The sequence below is a fragment of the Acinetobacter albensis genome (assembly GCF_900095025.1).
Lineage (GTDB): Bacteria > Pseudomonadota > Gammaproteobacteria > Pseudomonadales > Moraxellaceae > Acinetobacter > Acinetobacter albensis.
On the sequence record NZ_FMBK01000005.1, the window covers coordinates 60,707 to 75,260 of the forward strand.

The 14,554-nt window shown below is 36.9% G+C and carries 15 protein-coding genes; 7 read left to right on the forward strand and 8 right to left on the reverse strand.

Annotation, left to right across the window (positions count from 1 at the left end):
* Positions 1-248: 248 nt before the first annotated feature.
* On the forward strand, positions 249-698 hold the full coding sequence (locus tag GA0116959_RS05035) for a DUF2147 domain-containing protein (protein WP_406741591.1): 450 nt from the start codon (positions 249-251) through the stop codon (positions 696-698).
* Between the two features lie 242 nt (positions 699-940).
* Here GA0116959_RS05035 and GA0116959_RS05040 read toward each other — a convergent pair whose 3' ends face one another.
* Entirely contained in the window at positions 941-1,198 is a 258-nt protein-coding gene (locus tag GA0116959_RS05040) for a hypothetical protein (protein ID WP_053578051.1), read from the reverse strand.
* A 383-nt stretch (positions 1,199-1,581) separates the two neighbouring features.
* Between GA0116959_RS05040 and pepN the strand changes: the two genes are divergently transcribed.
* The 3 genes from pepN (at position 1,582) to GA0116959_RS05055 (ending at position 5,486) form a co-directional block, all read left to right on the forward strand.
* Positions 1,582-4,191, forward strand: a complete 2,610-nt coding sequence (gene pepN, locus GA0116959_RS05045) for an aminopeptidase N (protein WP_092718979.1) — start codon at positions 1,582-1,584, stop codon at positions 4,189-4,191.
* Positions 4,192-4,356: 165 nt separating this feature from the next.
* Positions 4,357-5,043 carry a dienelactone hydrolase family protein gene (locus tag GA0116959_RS05050; RefSeq protein ID WP_092718982.1) on the forward strand — a complete coding sequence of 229 codons (687 nt, stop codon included), beginning with the start codon at positions 4,357-4,359 and terminating at the stop codon, positions 5,041-5,043.
* Positions 5,044-5,273: 230 nt separating this feature from the next.
* Entirely contained in the window at positions 5,274-5,486 is a 213-nt protein-coding gene (locus GA0116959_RS05055) for a hypothetical protein (protein ID WP_092718985.1), read from the forward strand.
* 160 nt (positions 5,487-5,646) lie between these two features.
* On the opposite strand, the gene GA0116959_RS05060 is transcribed toward GA0116959_RS05055, so the two are convergent.
* On the reverse strand, positions 5,647-6,090 hold the full coding sequence (locus GA0116959_RS05060) for a universal stress protein (protein ID WP_053578047.1): 444 nt from the start codon (positions 6,088-6,090) through the stop codon (positions 5,647-5,649).
* 124 nt (positions 6,091-6,214) lie between these two features.
* Positions 6,215-6,658, reverse strand: a complete 444-nt coding sequence (locus GA0116959_RS05065; protein WP_053578046.1) for a universal stress protein — start codon at positions 6,656-6,658, stop codon at positions 6,215-6,217.
* 320 nt (positions 6,659-6,978) lie between these two features.
* On the opposite strand from GA0116959_RS05065, the gene GA0116959_RS05070 reads away from it, so the two are divergent.
* Complete coding sequence (locus GA0116959_RS05070; RefSeq protein ID WP_092718988.1) at positions 6,979-7,323, forward strand: DMT family transporter; 345 nt, start codon at positions 6,979-6,981, stop codon at positions 7,321-7,323.
* Positions 7,324-7,417: 94 nt separating this feature from the next.
* On the opposite strand, the gene GA0116959_RS05075 is transcribed toward GA0116959_RS05070, so the two are convergent.
* The 4 genes from GA0116959_RS05075 to aceR all read right to left on the reverse strand — a co-directional run bounded on the left by GA0116959_RS05075 (position 7,418) and on the right by aceR (position 11,433).
* Positions 7,418-8,602: a benzoate/H(+) symporter BenE family transporter gene (locus tag GA0116959_RS05075; RefSeq protein WP_092718990.1), complete on the reverse strand. Its 1,185-nt coding sequence runs from the start codon at positions 8,600-8,602 to the stop codon at positions 7,418-7,420.
* A 136-nt stretch (positions 8,603-8,738) separates the two neighbouring features.
* Positions 8,739-9,389: a leucine efflux protein LeuE gene (leuE, locus tag GA0116959_RS05080; protein ID WP_092718993.1), complete on the reverse strand. Its 651-nt coding sequence runs from the start codon at positions 9,387-9,389 to the stop codon at positions 8,739-8,741.
* A 78-nt stretch (positions 9,390-9,467) separates the two neighbouring features.
* Positions 9,468-10,454 carry a transaldolase gene (gene tal, locus GA0116959_RS05085; RefSeq protein ID WP_092718995.1) on the reverse strand — a complete coding sequence of 329 codons (987 nt, stop codon included), beginning with the start codon at positions 10,452-10,454 and terminating at the stop codon, positions 9,468-9,470.
* 88 nt (positions 10,455-10,542) lie between these two features.
* The gene (gene aceR / locus GA0116959_RS05090; protein WP_092718998.1) at positions 10,543-11,433 is read right to left on the reverse strand and encodes an HTH-type transcriptional regulator AceR; all 891 of its coding nucleotides are present in this window, start codon (positions 11,431-11,433) and stop codon (positions 10,543-10,545) included.
* A gap of 99 nt (positions 11,434-11,532) precedes the next feature.
* Here aceR and aceI point away from each other — a divergent pair, with 99 nt between their 5' ends.
* A complete protein-coding gene (aceI, locus tag GA0116959_RS05095; RefSeq protein WP_092719001.1) occupies positions 11,533-11,958 on the forward strand; it encodes a chlorhexidine efflux PACE transporter AceI in 426 nt (141 codons plus the stop codon).
* Positions 11,959-12,330: 372 nt separating this feature from the next.
* A complete protein-coding gene (locus GA0116959_RS05100; RefSeq protein WP_092719004.1) occupies positions 12,331-12,858 on the forward strand; it encodes a hypothetical protein in 528 nt (175 codons plus the stop codon).
* 108 nt (positions 12,859-12,966) lie between these two features.
* On the opposite strand, the gene GA0116959_RS05105 is transcribed toward GA0116959_RS05100, so the two are convergent.
* Positions 12,967-14,478: an acetyl-CoA C-acetyltransferase gene (locus GA0116959_RS05105; RefSeq protein WP_092719006.1), complete on the reverse strand. Its 1,512-nt coding sequence runs from the start codon at positions 14,476-14,478 to the stop codon at positions 12,967-12,969.
* Between the last annotated feature and the right edge of the window lie 76 nt (positions 14,479-14,554).

Here is a 14,554-nt window from a genome sequence, read left to right on the forward strand (position 1 = left end):
ACTCATGAGGTGAAAAATGTAAATTATACATTCCCAGATACAGGAGTAGTGCAAAGATTTATCCAATATGAAAATTATGCTGAAATTGAGAAATAAATATTAAAATTACCCGATAAAAGTGAACTGTAAGACTTTTTTATTTGTTGCAATATGTTAGATTCTTCGAATACATAATTATAAAACAACGTAAATTATTCAAAAATGTAAAAGGATTTTTAGTGATGACACAAAAATTGTTAATAAAATGCATGTTGGGGTTGGTCGTCGGATTCAGCAGTGTTGTGAGCTATGCAGCGTCACTCGAAGGTTTTTGGAGAACCATCGATGATAAAACGGGACAACAGGTTTCAATCGTTGAAATTAAAAAGAAAGCAGATAACACTTATGGCGTAAAAGTGGTATATCGTTATCCGCAACTCGGTAGTACACAAGTGCTGACCAACTGTGTGAAATGTCCAGAGCCTTTTAAAAATAAGCCAATTTTAGGTCTTGAAATTGCTTGGAATATCAAAGAAAACCCAAACAAACCCAACGAATTTATTGATGGTCGTATTTTGGAACCTAAAACGGGCAATATTTATAAAGGTAAAGCAACATTAGAAGCGAATGGAAAGCGCGTGCGTATGCGAGGTTATATTGGCGTATCTTTACTTGGACGTTCTCAAGTTTGGATTCGAACTCATAGTGCAACCCCTTAAAAGCATTGATAATAAGGCTTTCCTATTTTTAGGAACTTGTGGGCTTCTTTGGTTGGATACATAAAACGGTTATCACTCAAAAAAAGGCAAAATTTTTCATATCAATGGCTACATGGGAATAACGGCTTTGGGGCGAAGAGTGGCTTAGATTCAAGTAGATAAAGTAACATCTTAATTTTTCATCTTTAAAACAACCTTGATCCGCACGTGGATCAAGGTTGTTTTGTCAAAAATTTTTATCTCTAAACTGGGCAAGGTAAACTTTCGTCTTCCTGCCCGATTTTTTTAGCCGCAATTAAAGCTTGAACTTTTTTAGATGGGATTTTTTTGTGACCCAATACATCATAAGTATTTAAAATAGCGCCAATTTCATTAGGTTGTATTGCAATACCTTCGCAACTCAAAAATAGAGCAATCACTTTATGATCAATCCCAGCCGCATCAAGCTTTTGTATGGATTTAATATTTTCCACGCGTACAATATGGTCTTTAACAAACATAGCAATTACCTCATTTTTATTTAAGACTGACTTTTATAGTGCGCTTTGCGCAGATGATTACAAGCAAAAATCGTGCACAAAATGTACATATCTTGAAAATAAGTGTTAACTTTCATATAAGTTGAATCACAGTGTATTCATTTATTGATCAAGTTTTACTGATAAATTTTGATTAAGGTATTGATATTTTTGATAAAAGACACTTCATTCAATATTTAGAATAATAATTGTTCCATTGATTTAGTATTTAATTGAAAATATTCCATCAGATGCCCATATATAACATAAAGTAGCAACGCAGACAGAGTGTGAAAGTTATCGTATGATCGAACTCTTACACAGACCAATGTGCTGGCTTAATAATTACAGGATTAGGACATTATATGAATATCGCGGCGAACCCAGTGGTTGAAGCAGATCAAACTGTTTATTTAAAAGACTATGAAAAACCTTCTTTTTTGGTTGATTCAATTAATCTAGATATTCAAGTTCATTCAGATTATACCCAAGTAAACACCACATTGATCATGCAGCGCCAAACTTCAGGGGATTTGGTACTGCTAGGCCGTGATCTTGAATTAAAATCAATTCTATTAAACGGTACAATTCTGTCTGAAAGTGAATATACACTCGATGCTGAACAATTAGTGATTTCCAATGCACCAGATCATGTCATTTTAGAAACCAAAGTTATTATTCATCCTGAGAGCAATACGCAACTTGAAGGTTTGTATCAAGCAGGCAGTGATTTATTTGTCACTCAAAATGAACCTGAAGGTTTTCGTAAAATTACCTTTTATCCAGATCGTCCAGATGTCCTGTCTGTATTTACCACGCGGGTTGAAGCGGACAAAAAATTTCCAGTGCTTTTGGCCAATGGCAACTTAATGGAAGCAGGTGAGGTCGGTGAAGGCCGCCATTATACGATTTGGGAAGATCCTACTCATAAACCAAGTTATTTATTTGCTTGTGTCATTGGCGATTTAGCTGTTCTGAAAGATTCATACGTGACATCAGAAGGCCGTAATGTTGCACTCGAAATTTATGCGGTCGAAAAAGATATTCCAAAATGTCATATTGCAATGGAAGCGTTAAAACACTCCATGCGTTGGGACGAAGAACATTATGGTCGTCCTTATGACTTGGACAATTATATGATTGTTGCGACCAGCCAATTCAATATGGGCGCTATGGAAAATAAAGGTTTAAATATCTTTAATACCTCTTGCGTACTTGCGGACGAAGAATACACAACGGATGCTGCAATCATGCGTGTTCAATCTGTGATTGCACATGAGTATTTCCATAACTGGACAGGGAATCGGATTACCTGCCGTGACTGGTTCCAATTGTGCTTAAAAGAAGGCTTGACTGTTTTTCGTGATCAATCTTTCTCGGAAGATTTACAATCGGCTGCGGTACAGCGGATTGATGATGTCGCAGTTTTAAAAGCTCATCAGTTCCCAGAAGATTCAGGTCCACTTTCACATCCGCCACGCCCAGACCATTTTGTTGAAATTAATAACTTTTATACGGCAACCGTATATGAAAAAGGTGCGGAAATTAACCGCATGATGGCAACTTTACTGGGCAAAGAAAAATTCCGTAAAGGCACTGACGAATATTTCCAGTGTCATGATGGTCAAGCCGTGACGGTTGAAGATTGGGTGTCTGCATTGACAGCAGGTTCAGGTATCGATTTATCTGCATTTCTAATTTGGTATAACCAGCCGGGTACTCCAAAACTTGAAGCAAATGGAGAATATGATGCTGGCAAACAAACTTATCGTTTAAGCTTTAAACAATCTTTAAAAGCCCATCCTAAATATCCAAATTTGAAAGCTGTGCCGATTCCGATTGCGCTTGCCTTGTTTAATGCCGAAACAGGTGAGCAATATACTTTGCAGTCTGAAGCATTATTCGAAAATACAGTTAAAGATGGCATGTATTTATTTGATCAAAATGAAGCAACTATCGAGTTTAGCGGTATTACGGCAAAACCTGTGGTGTCTTTATTACGTAACTTTTCTGCACCTGTAAATCTAGATTTTAATTATTCAGATGAGGAATTGGCCTTTTTAATTCAATTTGAAACCAATGGTTTTAATCAATGGCAAGCGACTCAAACTTTGCTTGAACGTATATTGTTGCAGGGTCATGACGCCAATATTTATGTGCAAGCCATTAAAAACACCTTGCCAGATTTGGTAGAAAAAGATCCGCTCTTGGCTTCACGTTTATTTGATGTTCCTACAGAAGGTTACTTGGGCAGCCGAATTGACTGTGACTATTCACCGATAGTGATTCAGGAACAGCGTGATGCATTAATCTATACTTTGGCACATGCATTAGGCTCCTTCTGCCAAGAGACTTATTTAAGTTTAGATCCAGATTTGCAGAAAGAATTTTCCCAAGCGATGGGAGTACGTGCTTTAAAAAATATCATGTTAAATATGATGGCGCGTCAAGGCGATATCGCTGCATTTGAATTGGCTTTTGAACAGTACAAAAATACAGGCAATATGTCTGAACGTTTGGGTGCATTGAAAGTCTTGGTGTGGAATGATGCGCCACAAGCCAGCGATGCGCTAGCTGATTTTTATAATCGCTTTAAAGATGAAGCATTGTCACTTGATCAGTGGTTTATGGTACAAGCCGCTCATCCTAAAGCCACTGTAGAAAGTATTCATTATTTAACTTCACATCCTGACTATGATTTGACGACACCAAATCGTATTCGTGCAGTCAGTGGCGGTTTAAATACTCATCCTGTCAATACATGGAGTTTTGGTGTACAGCATTTTATTGACTTGGCAAAATATTTAGATGAAAAAAATCCAATTGTGGGATCTCGCTTATTACAAGTGCTTTCACGTTGGTACACTTTGGCTGAGCCACAACGTACACAGGTGAAAACAGCACTTGAGGCTTTAAAATCTCAAGTAAAATCTAAAAATGTTGTAGAAACTTTAAATAGTATGCTGAGCGTTTAATACCCTTACAGGCACTATTGATATTTATAAATAGCCTCTGCTTCGAGCTTAAAACGATCAATAGGGTCAAGTGTGAAAAAGGATGTCTAAAGGCATCCTTTTTTATTTGACAATATTAATTGTCACTAATAAGATAATCCAGATAAATAAAATAAGACAGTAAAAATGGAATTAAAAACAATTGCCTTACCCAACCGTGAAATCGAAGTAGAAGTTTATACTCCGACATCTGGTTCAGAAAAAGCGCCTGCAATTTTATTGCTGCACGAATTAACGGGCTTGCTTGATATCTATCGTGAAGATGCCCAAGATTTGGTAGATCGAGGTTATTTAGTATATGTTCCAAATTTATTTAATGGTGGCGCCGTTAAATACTGCATTCGTGCCATGGTATTTAAAGCGGGGCGAACTAATGCAGCGGACAATGAAGGAAATCAGGAAATTCACGCTCTTTTAGATGCACTAAAAGTTGATCCAAGATCAAATGGTCGTTTGGGAATGTTAGGGCAGTGTTTGACGGGTGGATATGTGATTCAAATGGCGAAACGTGAAGATATGCTTGCGCCAGTTTTATATCATCATTCTTTGGGTATTGAAGGCGCAGGTGTGCCAGAGCAAGATCATTTAGATGAGATTCGAATTCTTCAAGGACATTGGTCTTCATTCGATCCATTTTGTCCAGTAAGTAAGGGTAATAAACTGATTCAAGAGCTCGGTGATCGAGTAGAGGCGTACACTTATAACATGCCACATGGCTTCCGTAGTACTAGCCGAAGTTTAGCGGGAGCAAAATTAGTGTGGCAACGTACAGTAGATTTTTTTGATCGTGAATTAAAGCAAAATATGGATTAAAGCTCAGCCTTAAAAGATTTAGAAAATAAAATTTACGCTGTCCTGGTTAAAATGGTATTTAGACAAATCACTAGATAGTTTATATTTTAATTGATAATTCACATAAAATATTCAATTCGTCACATTCTTGCGTTAAGGTACTCAACAAAAAGCTCATTAAGAATGCGCTTTTTTATTTAACAGATCTAAATAGCCAATCTGTTAACTGAGTTTAAGTGTGGAGGTGGATGATGTTGGTTAAAATTGAAGATGGTTTTTATTTAAATTCACAGCATATTATTGCAGTTCGTATTTCTAAAAATATCACTGATGGATGTTTTATGGTTGGTGTCGAATATACACCTCACAATATTCAAGCGCTGGGTATATATCAAAAAACTTTTGCAAACAAAATTGAAGCAGAAATTTATTTACAAAATTTACATCAGCAAATTTCAAAATAAATGTGAAATTAAACGAGAATCTGCATGTATTTGTTTAATGAAATATTGTAGTCAACATGGTCATGAATGAAAAATTTATACCATTTGATTGAAATAAAGACTTTTAAACTGTTTGACCTAAGTATTTAAAAGTCCCTAAATTTAGGGACTTTTAAATGAGTTAAACTTTAATAATTAGTACGGGGATAGGTGATTGGGTCAGTACCGCTTGCGCTACACTGCCTAAAATGAGCTTTTTAAACCCTGTACGTCCGTGTGAACCCATAATAATTAAGTCTGCTCCCACTTCATCCGCAACATGAATAATACCTTCAGCAGGTGATATACCACGAATCACTTTAGTATCAACATTTATACCATCACGAATAAAAGATTGTTTGGTGTCAGCTAAACGTAATTGTGCATTTTGTTCAGCCTGCATAAAATAATCTGTGATGGCTGGGGCAACTTTATAAAAATCGACCCCAACAAATGGGTCTACAGCAATCACACTCGTGATGGTGACCTGACAGTTTAAGGTTTTTGCTAAAATTAACGCTTGTTCAACAGCTGCATAAGAAATTGGAGATTCATCTACTGGAACTAATATGTGTCTATAAGTCATGATGTTATCCTTATGTGTAGTGTTGAGTTAAATATTTAAAGTCATTTAAATCATGAAGAGCCGATTTAATTGAAATTTATGCACACAATCGAAAAATTCTATATTAAATCGATATATACATACTTTATTCTTTAACAATTAATACAGGCAGTTTAGTTCCTTGTAAAACATCTTGCGCAAAACTACCCAATAAAAACTTTTGGAAACCTTTGCGACCATGAGAGCCGATGACAATCAAATCAGTGTTTAATTTTTCTGCAGTTTCGATAATGCCTTTTTCAGAAACTTCACCTTTCACAATTTCAATATTGGCATTCACACCATTTTCACTGGCGATGATTTGCGCTTCTTTTAACGATTTTTCGGCATTTGCATAAGCTTGCACGAAATATTCTTTCATGATTGGAGACGGATAGTAAAAGTCTGCATTTACAAATGGGTCTTCACTGACAAGACTAATCAGTGTTAATTGACTATTAAACGCTTGAGCCAACTGTGCGGCTTTTTTAACAGCAGATAATGAAATTTCTGAACCGTCCACAGGGACTAAAATATTTTGATAAGACATAAGAATTCTTCCTTTGGTTTATTGTATAGCTATTATTTATTCATAGCACATTGTGTATAAATGTTCAATTTAGTATCTGAAAAATTGTTTTAAAATTCATAAAATTAATAGTGATAATCAAAATGATTAGATTGTTTTATAATGATTAATTTAAAAGTGTAAATAAGCATAAGAGCTTGTATGTCGTAATGAAGTGAGATTAAAAATATCTTTGCTTGAGTCTATTAATTGGATGTTAAATTTTATAAAAATATAGAATACATAGCCGAATAAAATAGATACGATAGACTCTTATGGTATCGATTTTTGAATGGTTCAATATGAATGCAATTTTCATTGCTTATGGTTTACTTGCTTTGGCTATTATTTCTGAAGTGACCGGTTCAACTTTTTTAGTCAAATCTGAAGGTTTTACTCGATTAGGCCCAAGTCTTTTGGTTGTAATTTTCTATATCATTTCTTTTTATCTTTTATCTCAGGTTATCAAAACGATTCCTTTGGGGATTGCTTATGCAATTTGGGGTGGTGTGGGTATTGTTTTGACGGCTTTTATTGGTTTTTTGATCTTTCGTCAAAATCTCGATATTCCCGCTGTAATTGGAATTATCATGATTGTCGGTGGTGTCATTGTGATGAATGTTTTTTCCAAATCTGTAGGTCATTGAATTTAAATGCTGCCAAACCGATTGTTTGAATAATTATTGATAAAAAATTATACAGCACAATAAGAACACTGTAATGGGTTGACACCTTAACGCTTTATTCTAAATTTGAACGGTTTATTCTAAATTTGAGAAACATAGAGACGATTAATCCAAATAATAATCCCCAAAAAGCTGAACCAATTCCAAAAAACTGTATACCTGATGCGCTGAATAAAAAAGTCATTAAAGCTGCTTCGCGTTCATTAGCATCATTAAAAGCTAAAGCAATGTTATGACTGATCGTGCCGAATAATGCAATTCCCGCCAAGGCAACAATAAATATTTTTGGAAATGACATTAATAAACTGGTTAATGTCGCGGCAAAAACACCCATCACGATATAAAAAAAACCACAGCTCATCCCTGCGATATAACGTTTTTTAGGATCAGGATGGACTTGGTTGTCAAGACTTACAGCAGCACTAATTGCTGCAATATTGACGCTATAGCAACCAAAAGGTGCAAGCAGGGTTTGTACAGCACCGGTCCAACCAATCAATTGATTGACATGCGGTTGATAACCATAACTCTTGATCATGGCAATTCCAGGCAAATATTGTGATGCCATATTAATGACAAAGAGAGGCAGGGCTAAGCCAAAAAGTGCTGACCACGTAAATTCAGGTGTGATCCATACAGGTTGTGCGACGTGCCATTCTAAAACAGGTGGATGAAACTCCATAAAGATTGGACACAGGACCAGACCTGCAACGACTGTAATGACAATGCTATAACGTGGCGATAATCGCTTGGATAGAATATAGGCGGTGAGCAATGAAAATATAAATCCCCAGTCATTTTGCATGCTCGCAAAAAGTGCAATTCCAAACTTGAGTAATACGCCAGCTAACATGGCACTGGTTAGACTTTGCGGAATATATGATAAAACTTTTTGAAAAATACCTGAAAAACCTAAAATTGCAGTGAGTAAACCTGAAATTAAAAATGCCCCTACAGCCTCATACAAATTATAGCCGCTTCCTGTGGCTAAAATGAGCGCAAGTCCTGCGGTAGACCATGATGTTGCAACGGGATACTTAAATTTCCAAGATAAAATTAAACCGGAAAGCCCAATACCTAAACCTAAAGCCCAAAACCAAGATGTAATTTGTGCTGGAGTGGCGCCTAAAACTTGGGCTGCTTGAATGACCAAGACTGCAGAAACACTAATGCCAATTAAAAAAGTAATAAAACCGGCAAATACAGCAGGAACCGAGAAGTCTTGAAGAAATTTTTGCATAAAGCCTTTGCTAAAAATATTGAGTAATGATTGAAAAGCGTTATAAGCATACGCCTTTCTTTTTTAAGCGAAAAGAGATTACTAAAAGAAAATGTTGAATTTAACTATACTTAAGTACTTATAAAAAATATATATTTTATAAAGTGGAGGTTGCCAGTTTTAAACCAAAACCACAAAATAAAATACCGACTGCTGCTACACAAGATGCAGTAACTTTATAACGATAAGTAAAATAAGCTGAAAGTTTCGCTCCTGAAAAAATAAGCAAGGTGAGGTAACTCATACTGATGATTTGTAGAATAATAGCCAGTGCAGTAAAAGTAAGAGCAGGATAGGGATAGTGTGGATCGATAAATTGCACGAAAAATGATAAATAAAATAAGATGGCTTTAGGGTTTAATATGCTAATCGTTAAGGCCGTTTTGAAGGGTTGGAGTTGCTGAATAGTTGCATTAGCACGTAATCTTTCTTTTTTTGAATGTGAAGCAGACCAAGTATGATATGCCGCAATTAATAACTTAATGCCTAAATAGCTTAAGTAGAGCGCACCTACAATTTTAAGTAAGATAAACAACCACGGAAATGCATGTAGTAGTGAAGCAGCTCCAAATGCAGTGAGTAAAATAAGAATTAGATCACCCGTATATACACCGAATGCGCCTTTATATCCGGCGTTAATGCCGAAACGCGAGGCAATAGACATCACGTACAAAGAGTTTGGACCAGGCAATAAAATGATTAAAGTAGTCCCAATAATATAAGTCGTAAGATCTGTTATACCAAACACTGGACACACTCAAAAAATAAAAAAGCCGACGTGTTTACTATAACAAAATCGGCTTTTTAAATGCGGCAATATAAAATGCTAAGCTTTTATTTCAGCATCTAAACCAAACGATTGGCGTAGTAGAGTATTTAGTTGTTCACGTGCTTTAATAAATCCATCAATTCCAGATTGTAAAAGCTGTGCAGACATTAAATCATGTTCAACTTGCTGTTTAAATGTGTGCTTATCTAGGGGCACAATTTCATGTTGCTGTATTTGATTCTGATCTGAATTTAACTGACAAATGACTTCGCGATGGTCATTTTCCAACGCGTCCAATAGACTTGGAGATACAGTTAATAAATCACAACCAGCCAAACCTAAAACTTGTTCAACACTGCGGAAGCTTGCGCCCATAATTTCAGTTTTGATGCTGTGTTGTTTATAGAATTGGTAAATTTTCTTGACCGATAACACACCTGGATCTTGATCTATCGAATAATGATCAACATTTTCCGATTTTTTGTACCAATCTAAAATACGTCCTACAAATGGTGAAATAAGCGTCACATTGGCTTCTGCACAGGCTTGTGCTTGGTGTAAACCAAACAATAGCGTCATATTCGTGTGAATGTCTTCAGCTTCCAAGGCTTTGGCCGCCTGTATGCCTTCCCAAGTAGATGCAATTTTAATTAAAATACGATTTTGCGCGATGCCATAATTTTGATATAAAGCCAGTAATTCTTTTGCCTTGGCAATCGTAGCTTCAGTATCGTAAGACAGCGCAGCGTCTACTTCAGTTGAAACACGGCCTTCAATTAGGTTTAAGATTTCAACACCGAACTTGACCGTAAGAATATCAATAGTACGTTCAATTAAAAGATCATCACGATAACCTTCTGACTTGGCTTGCTCAAATGCAGTTTCAATCAGTTCTTTGTTCTCTGGCTGATTTGCTGCTGCAGTAATAAGCGAAGGATTGGTTGTGGCATCTAGAGGACGAAATTTTTCAATGGCTGAAAGATCACTGCTATCAGCGACAATAGTGGTTAAATTTTTTAATTGATCTAAGGCGGATTGATTCATTGATATCTGGTTCTTAAAGTTATTTCCCGTACATTTGTTATATCACAATCTGCTTTTTTCCCAAGTATAAAGCAGGTATAACAACGCGCTATTTGAGGTTTTTTCTTAAATTTCGAATGTGATCAATCAAAAAACGAGCAGCTGCACCCAATTCACTTTCACGACTCCAGACCAAATCAATAAAATATTCAAATTTTGGACTAAAATCCAAAAAATCAAGAATTTTGAGTTGTTGATGAATATGAGGGTTTTGATTCAGCATGTCTAAAGGTAAAATTCCCCAACCCAAACCTTCTATAATCATGGCGCAGGCCGAAAGATTGTTGTCTGTACGCCAGTATTTCTTTGAAAATAACAATTCTGGTTTGAGGCTTCGATCTCGACTGGCAACCACGATTTGTCGATTCTGCAAAATTTGCTCATAACGAACTTGTTTAAATGTTGCTAATTCAGTGTGTAGCGCAGCAACAGGAACTAAAACTTCACGTTTGAGTTCAACAAACTGTTCACGGCTTTCCAACTGCTCACGTTCAAACATCATTGCCAATTGAGCCGTCTGATTGAGTAACATGTTGAGCGCATCTTCTTGGGGTGCTGAAAAAATATTGATTTGGAGATCTGGAAATTCCTTTTCAAGCAGTGAAATATAATCGGTCCACTGAATATGTAAGATTTCTGAGACCACGACAATATTTAAAGCAGATTCCAAACCTTCGCTTAGCGCAAAAGCATGTTGTTTCCATTGATTCATTTCAATAAGGAGTTGCTCAGTTTTTTCGTAAAGGGTGATCGCTTGGGGAGTCGGAATAGGTTCACGCCCAGCGCGACTAAATAAAGATAAATTTAAATCAATTTCTAAATTGGCAATTGACATGCTGACAGCGGAGGGGACTTTGCCTAATGTTCTTGCGGCTGCAGAAAATGAACCCGTTTCTATCACAGTCTTAAAAATGATCAGTTGCTCTTGATTAATATTCATAATGTTCTATCTTTCAATTTTATTGAAAGAACCTAGCTCGATTAATCAATATTATAAAAATAAAATAGCCAATATCCAATCATGAAAGAGTAATTTAAAATGTGGATTTCCAAAAGACGGATTATTCATGCCCTCAGCTATGAAATCATCCTATTGGTGATCATTGCTTTAGCGCTAAGTTTCATATTTCATATGCCCTTAGAAGTCACAGGCGTGCTTGGTATTGCTATGGCAGTCACTTCGGTCATATGGAATATGGTGTTTAATCATTTTTTTGAAAAGTTTGAAGCGAAAAGAAAACTCAAAAGAACCATTGGTGTACGACTTCTACACGCGATTGGTTTTGAAGGTGGTTTGATGCTCGCAACTATTCCCATGGTCGCCTATGCGATGCAGATGAGCATCTGGCAAGCAATTGTGCTCGACTTTAGTTTGACCATGTGTATTTTGGTTTATACTTTTATCTTCCAATGGGGTTATGACCATTTGGAGCAATACTGGGGTAAACAAACTAGATATCAATAAAATTTAAGTCAAAGTTTTGAAGTCAATAGCTCGCTTAAATCAGAGCATTTGACTGTCAGTAATCTGATTTAAAATAAAGTGTAGTTAATCTGCTTAATCTAAAGTTTTAAATGATAGCTTTTAAGTTTTTTGATTTTTTGAAATTCGATCCTAATATTTCTCTATTTTTTAATTTTGTTCAGTTTATGTTGTAATAAAACGGTTTGATTCATGATTAGCTACAAGCCTATACATTCTTTAACTGAAAGCTGACAGTCAGCTATACAACTTTTTGCTCAATGTGTCCTATAGTCATTTTGTATTCTTTATATTCATCATTAAATTTTGAGAATACACCCTTATTTCAAAAGCATAAAAGAAGGATAATATTCAATGAATGATAATATTGATCGTGACACTGTAAAAAATCTTCCTAAAGATGCTCGAGATGATTTAAATGCTGACCCGATTACTGGAGAGCCAGGTGCGCATCCAGTTGGAACGGGAGTGGGTGCAGCAGGCGGTGCCGCCGCAGGTGCGGCCATTGGTGCAATGGGTGGGCCAATTGGAGCATTGGTCGGTGGTGCTGTAGGAGCAGTAGTGGGTGGCTTAGCAGGTAAAGGTGCTGCTGAAGCAGTGAATCCTACAGAGGAAGAAGCCTATTGGAGAGAAACTGCACGTACCACACCCTATTATGCAGAAACGCTTACGACCTATTCAGATTTAGACTATGACCGTGATTATCAAAATGCTTACCGCATAGGTTATGAAAACCGTCAGCATTATGATGCGAATACACGTTTTGAAGATGTAGAGAGCGATCTAAAAACCAAATGGGACCATGAAAAAGGTTTATCCCGTTTAACTTGGAGTGAAGCAAAAATTGCAGTGAGAGAAGCATGGGAGCGTGCGACTCGATAAAATTTTCGTTTTATTTTAAGTTAAGTTTTTGTATAAAAAACCCCGAGAAATCGAATTTCTCGGGGTTTTTAAGTGCTCAATTAAAAGCGTAAGTTGGTTTACAGAACCTTACTTTTCAATAATCGCTGTTACACCTTGACCGCCAGCAGCACAAATTGAAATGAGCACACGACCAGAACCTTTTTGGTTAATGAGTTTTGCAGCAGTCGCGATAATACGACCGCCTGTTGCAGCAAATGGGTGGCCTGCTGCAAGTGAAGAACCTTTTACGTTGAGTTTAGTGCGGTCAATTGAACCGAGTGGCGCATCTAAACCTAAACGCTCTTTACAGAATTTTGGATCTTCCCATGCTTTTAAAGTTGAAAGCACTTGTGATGCAAAAGCTTCGTGAATTTCATAGTAATCGAAATCTTGTAAAGTAACGCCAGCACGCTCAAGCATACGTGGAACTGCATAAGCAGGTGCCATCAATAAACCTTCTTTTTTACCGACGAAATCGACTGCAGCAGTTTCAGTAAAGCTTAAATAAGCCAGAATTTCGTGCCCATTGGCTTTTGCCCATTCTTCAGACGCTAAAAGTACACAAGAAGCACCATCTGTTAATGGAGTAGAGTTACCCGCAGTCATTGTACGCGCATCGCCCTTACCAAATGCTGGTTTGAGTTTAGCCAGCTTTTCTGCAGTTGAGTCAGCACGTAAATTATTGTCACGTTCTAAACCTAAAAATGGCGTAATTAAATCATCAAAGAAACCTGCTTCATAAGCAGCAGCCATTTTTTGATGAGAAGATGCTGCTAATTCGTCTTGTGCTTCGCGAGCGATTCCCCACTCAAGGGTAGTGATTGCTTGATGGTCGCCCATAGAAAGACCTGTACGTGGTTCACCATTTTTTGGTGCATCCATCAAGTCTTTAAGATTAATTTTAGTTAATGCTTTTAAGCGGTCTTTACCTGTTTTTGCAATATTAAGTTCAAGCAATGCTTTACGTAGGCCATCACCAAAAGCAATAGGTGCATCAGAAGTGGTATCTACGCCACCCGCAACACCAACTTCAATTTGACCTAGCGCAATTTTATTGGCTACCAAGAATGCAGCTTGTAAACCTGTACCACATGCTTGTTGAATATCGTAAGCGGGTGTTTCTGGTGCAAGTTCAGTGTTTAATACGCATTCACGTGTCATATTGAAGTCACGACTATGTTTCAATACAGCGCCAGCAACCACTTCACCTAAACGTTGACCCTGTAAATTAAAACGCTCAACCAAACCATTCAATGCTGCAGTAAACATATCAGAGTTGGAAGCAGTGAAATACGCGCCGTTTGAACGAGCGAAAGGAATACGATTACCACCGATAATAGCAACGCGGCGAACAGTGTTTTGACTCATGATTTTATCCTGTTGAACAGCAGTTTGAGTTGTAGATTCAGTTTTTTGGGTGTTGGCAATACTTTTACGTGGTGACGCTGAACGAGTTCGAGTCGTTTTGGTCACACTATTTGCCGATGTATTTGCAGTGCCAGAACTTTTAGTTGTACGCGTAGTACTTTTTGATGTATTTGACACAGTTTCCGTAGCAGAATTTTCGACTGCTGGATTTTCTTGAGTTGTTTTGCTCATAAGGCTTTTCCAAGCATTTTACAGTATTCTTGAGCTGTACATTACCACATTCTAAAAGTGGCGGTATTGACTACAA

What these genes read in the sequence shown, in the direction of transcription:
- GA0116959_RS05035 (WP_406741591.1), top strand. Translation starts at nt 249, where the DNA reads ATGTTGGGGTTGGTCGTCGGATTCAGCAGTGTTGTGAGCTATGCAGCG.
- GA0116959_RS05040 (WP_053578051.1), bottom strand. Translation starts at nt 1,198, where the DNA reads ATGTTTGTTAAAGACCATATTGTACGCGTGGAAAATATTAAATCCATA.
- pepN (WP_092718979.1), top strand. Translation starts at nt 1,582, where the DNA reads ATGAATATCGCGGCGAACCCAGTGGTTGAAGCAGATCAAACTGTTTAT.
- GA0116959_RS05050 (WP_092718982.1), top strand. Translation starts at nt 4,357, where the DNA reads ATGGAATTAAAAACAATTGCCTTACCCAACCGTGAAATCGAAGTAGAA.
- GA0116959_RS05055 (WP_092718985.1), top strand. Translation starts at nt 5,274, where the DNA reads ATGTTGGTTAAAATTGAAGATGGTTTTTATTTAAATTCACAGCATATT.
- GA0116959_RS05060 (WP_053578047.1), bottom strand. Translation starts at nt 6,090, where the DNA reads ATGACTTATAGACACATATTAGTTCCAGTAGATGAATCTCCAATTTCT.
- GA0116959_RS05065 (WP_053578046.1), bottom strand. Translation starts at nt 6,658, where the DNA reads ATGTCTTATCAAAATATTTTAGTCCCTGTGGACGGTTCAGAAATTTCA.
- GA0116959_RS05070 (WP_092718988.1), top strand. Translation starts at nt 6,979, where the DNA reads ATGAATGCAATTTTCATTGCTTATGGTTTACTTGCTTTGGCTATTATT.
- GA0116959_RS05075 (WP_092718990.1), bottom strand. Translation starts at nt 8,602, where the DNA reads ATGCAAAAATTTCTTCAAGACTTCTCGGTTCCTGCTGTATTTGCCGGT.
- tal (WP_092718995.1), bottom strand. Translation starts at nt 10,454, where the DNA reads ATGAATCAATCCGCCTTAGATCAATTAAAAAATTTAACCACTATTGTC.
- aceR (WP_092718998.1), bottom strand. Translation starts at nt 11,433, where the DNA reads ATGAATATTAATCAAGAGCAACTGATCATTTTTAAGACTGTGATAGAA.
- aceI (WP_092719001.1), top strand. Translation starts at nt 11,533, where the DNA reads ATGTGGATTTCCAAAAGACGGATTATTCATGCCCTCAGCTATGAAATC.
- GA0116959_RS05100 (WP_092719004.1), top strand. Translation starts at nt 12,331, where the DNA reads ATGAATGATAATATTGATCGTGACACTGTAAAAAATCTTCCTAAAGAT.
- GA0116959_RS05105 (WP_092719006.1), bottom strand. Translation starts at nt 14,478, where the DNA reads ATGAGCAAAACAACTCAAGAAAATCCAGCAGTCGAAAATTCTGCTACG.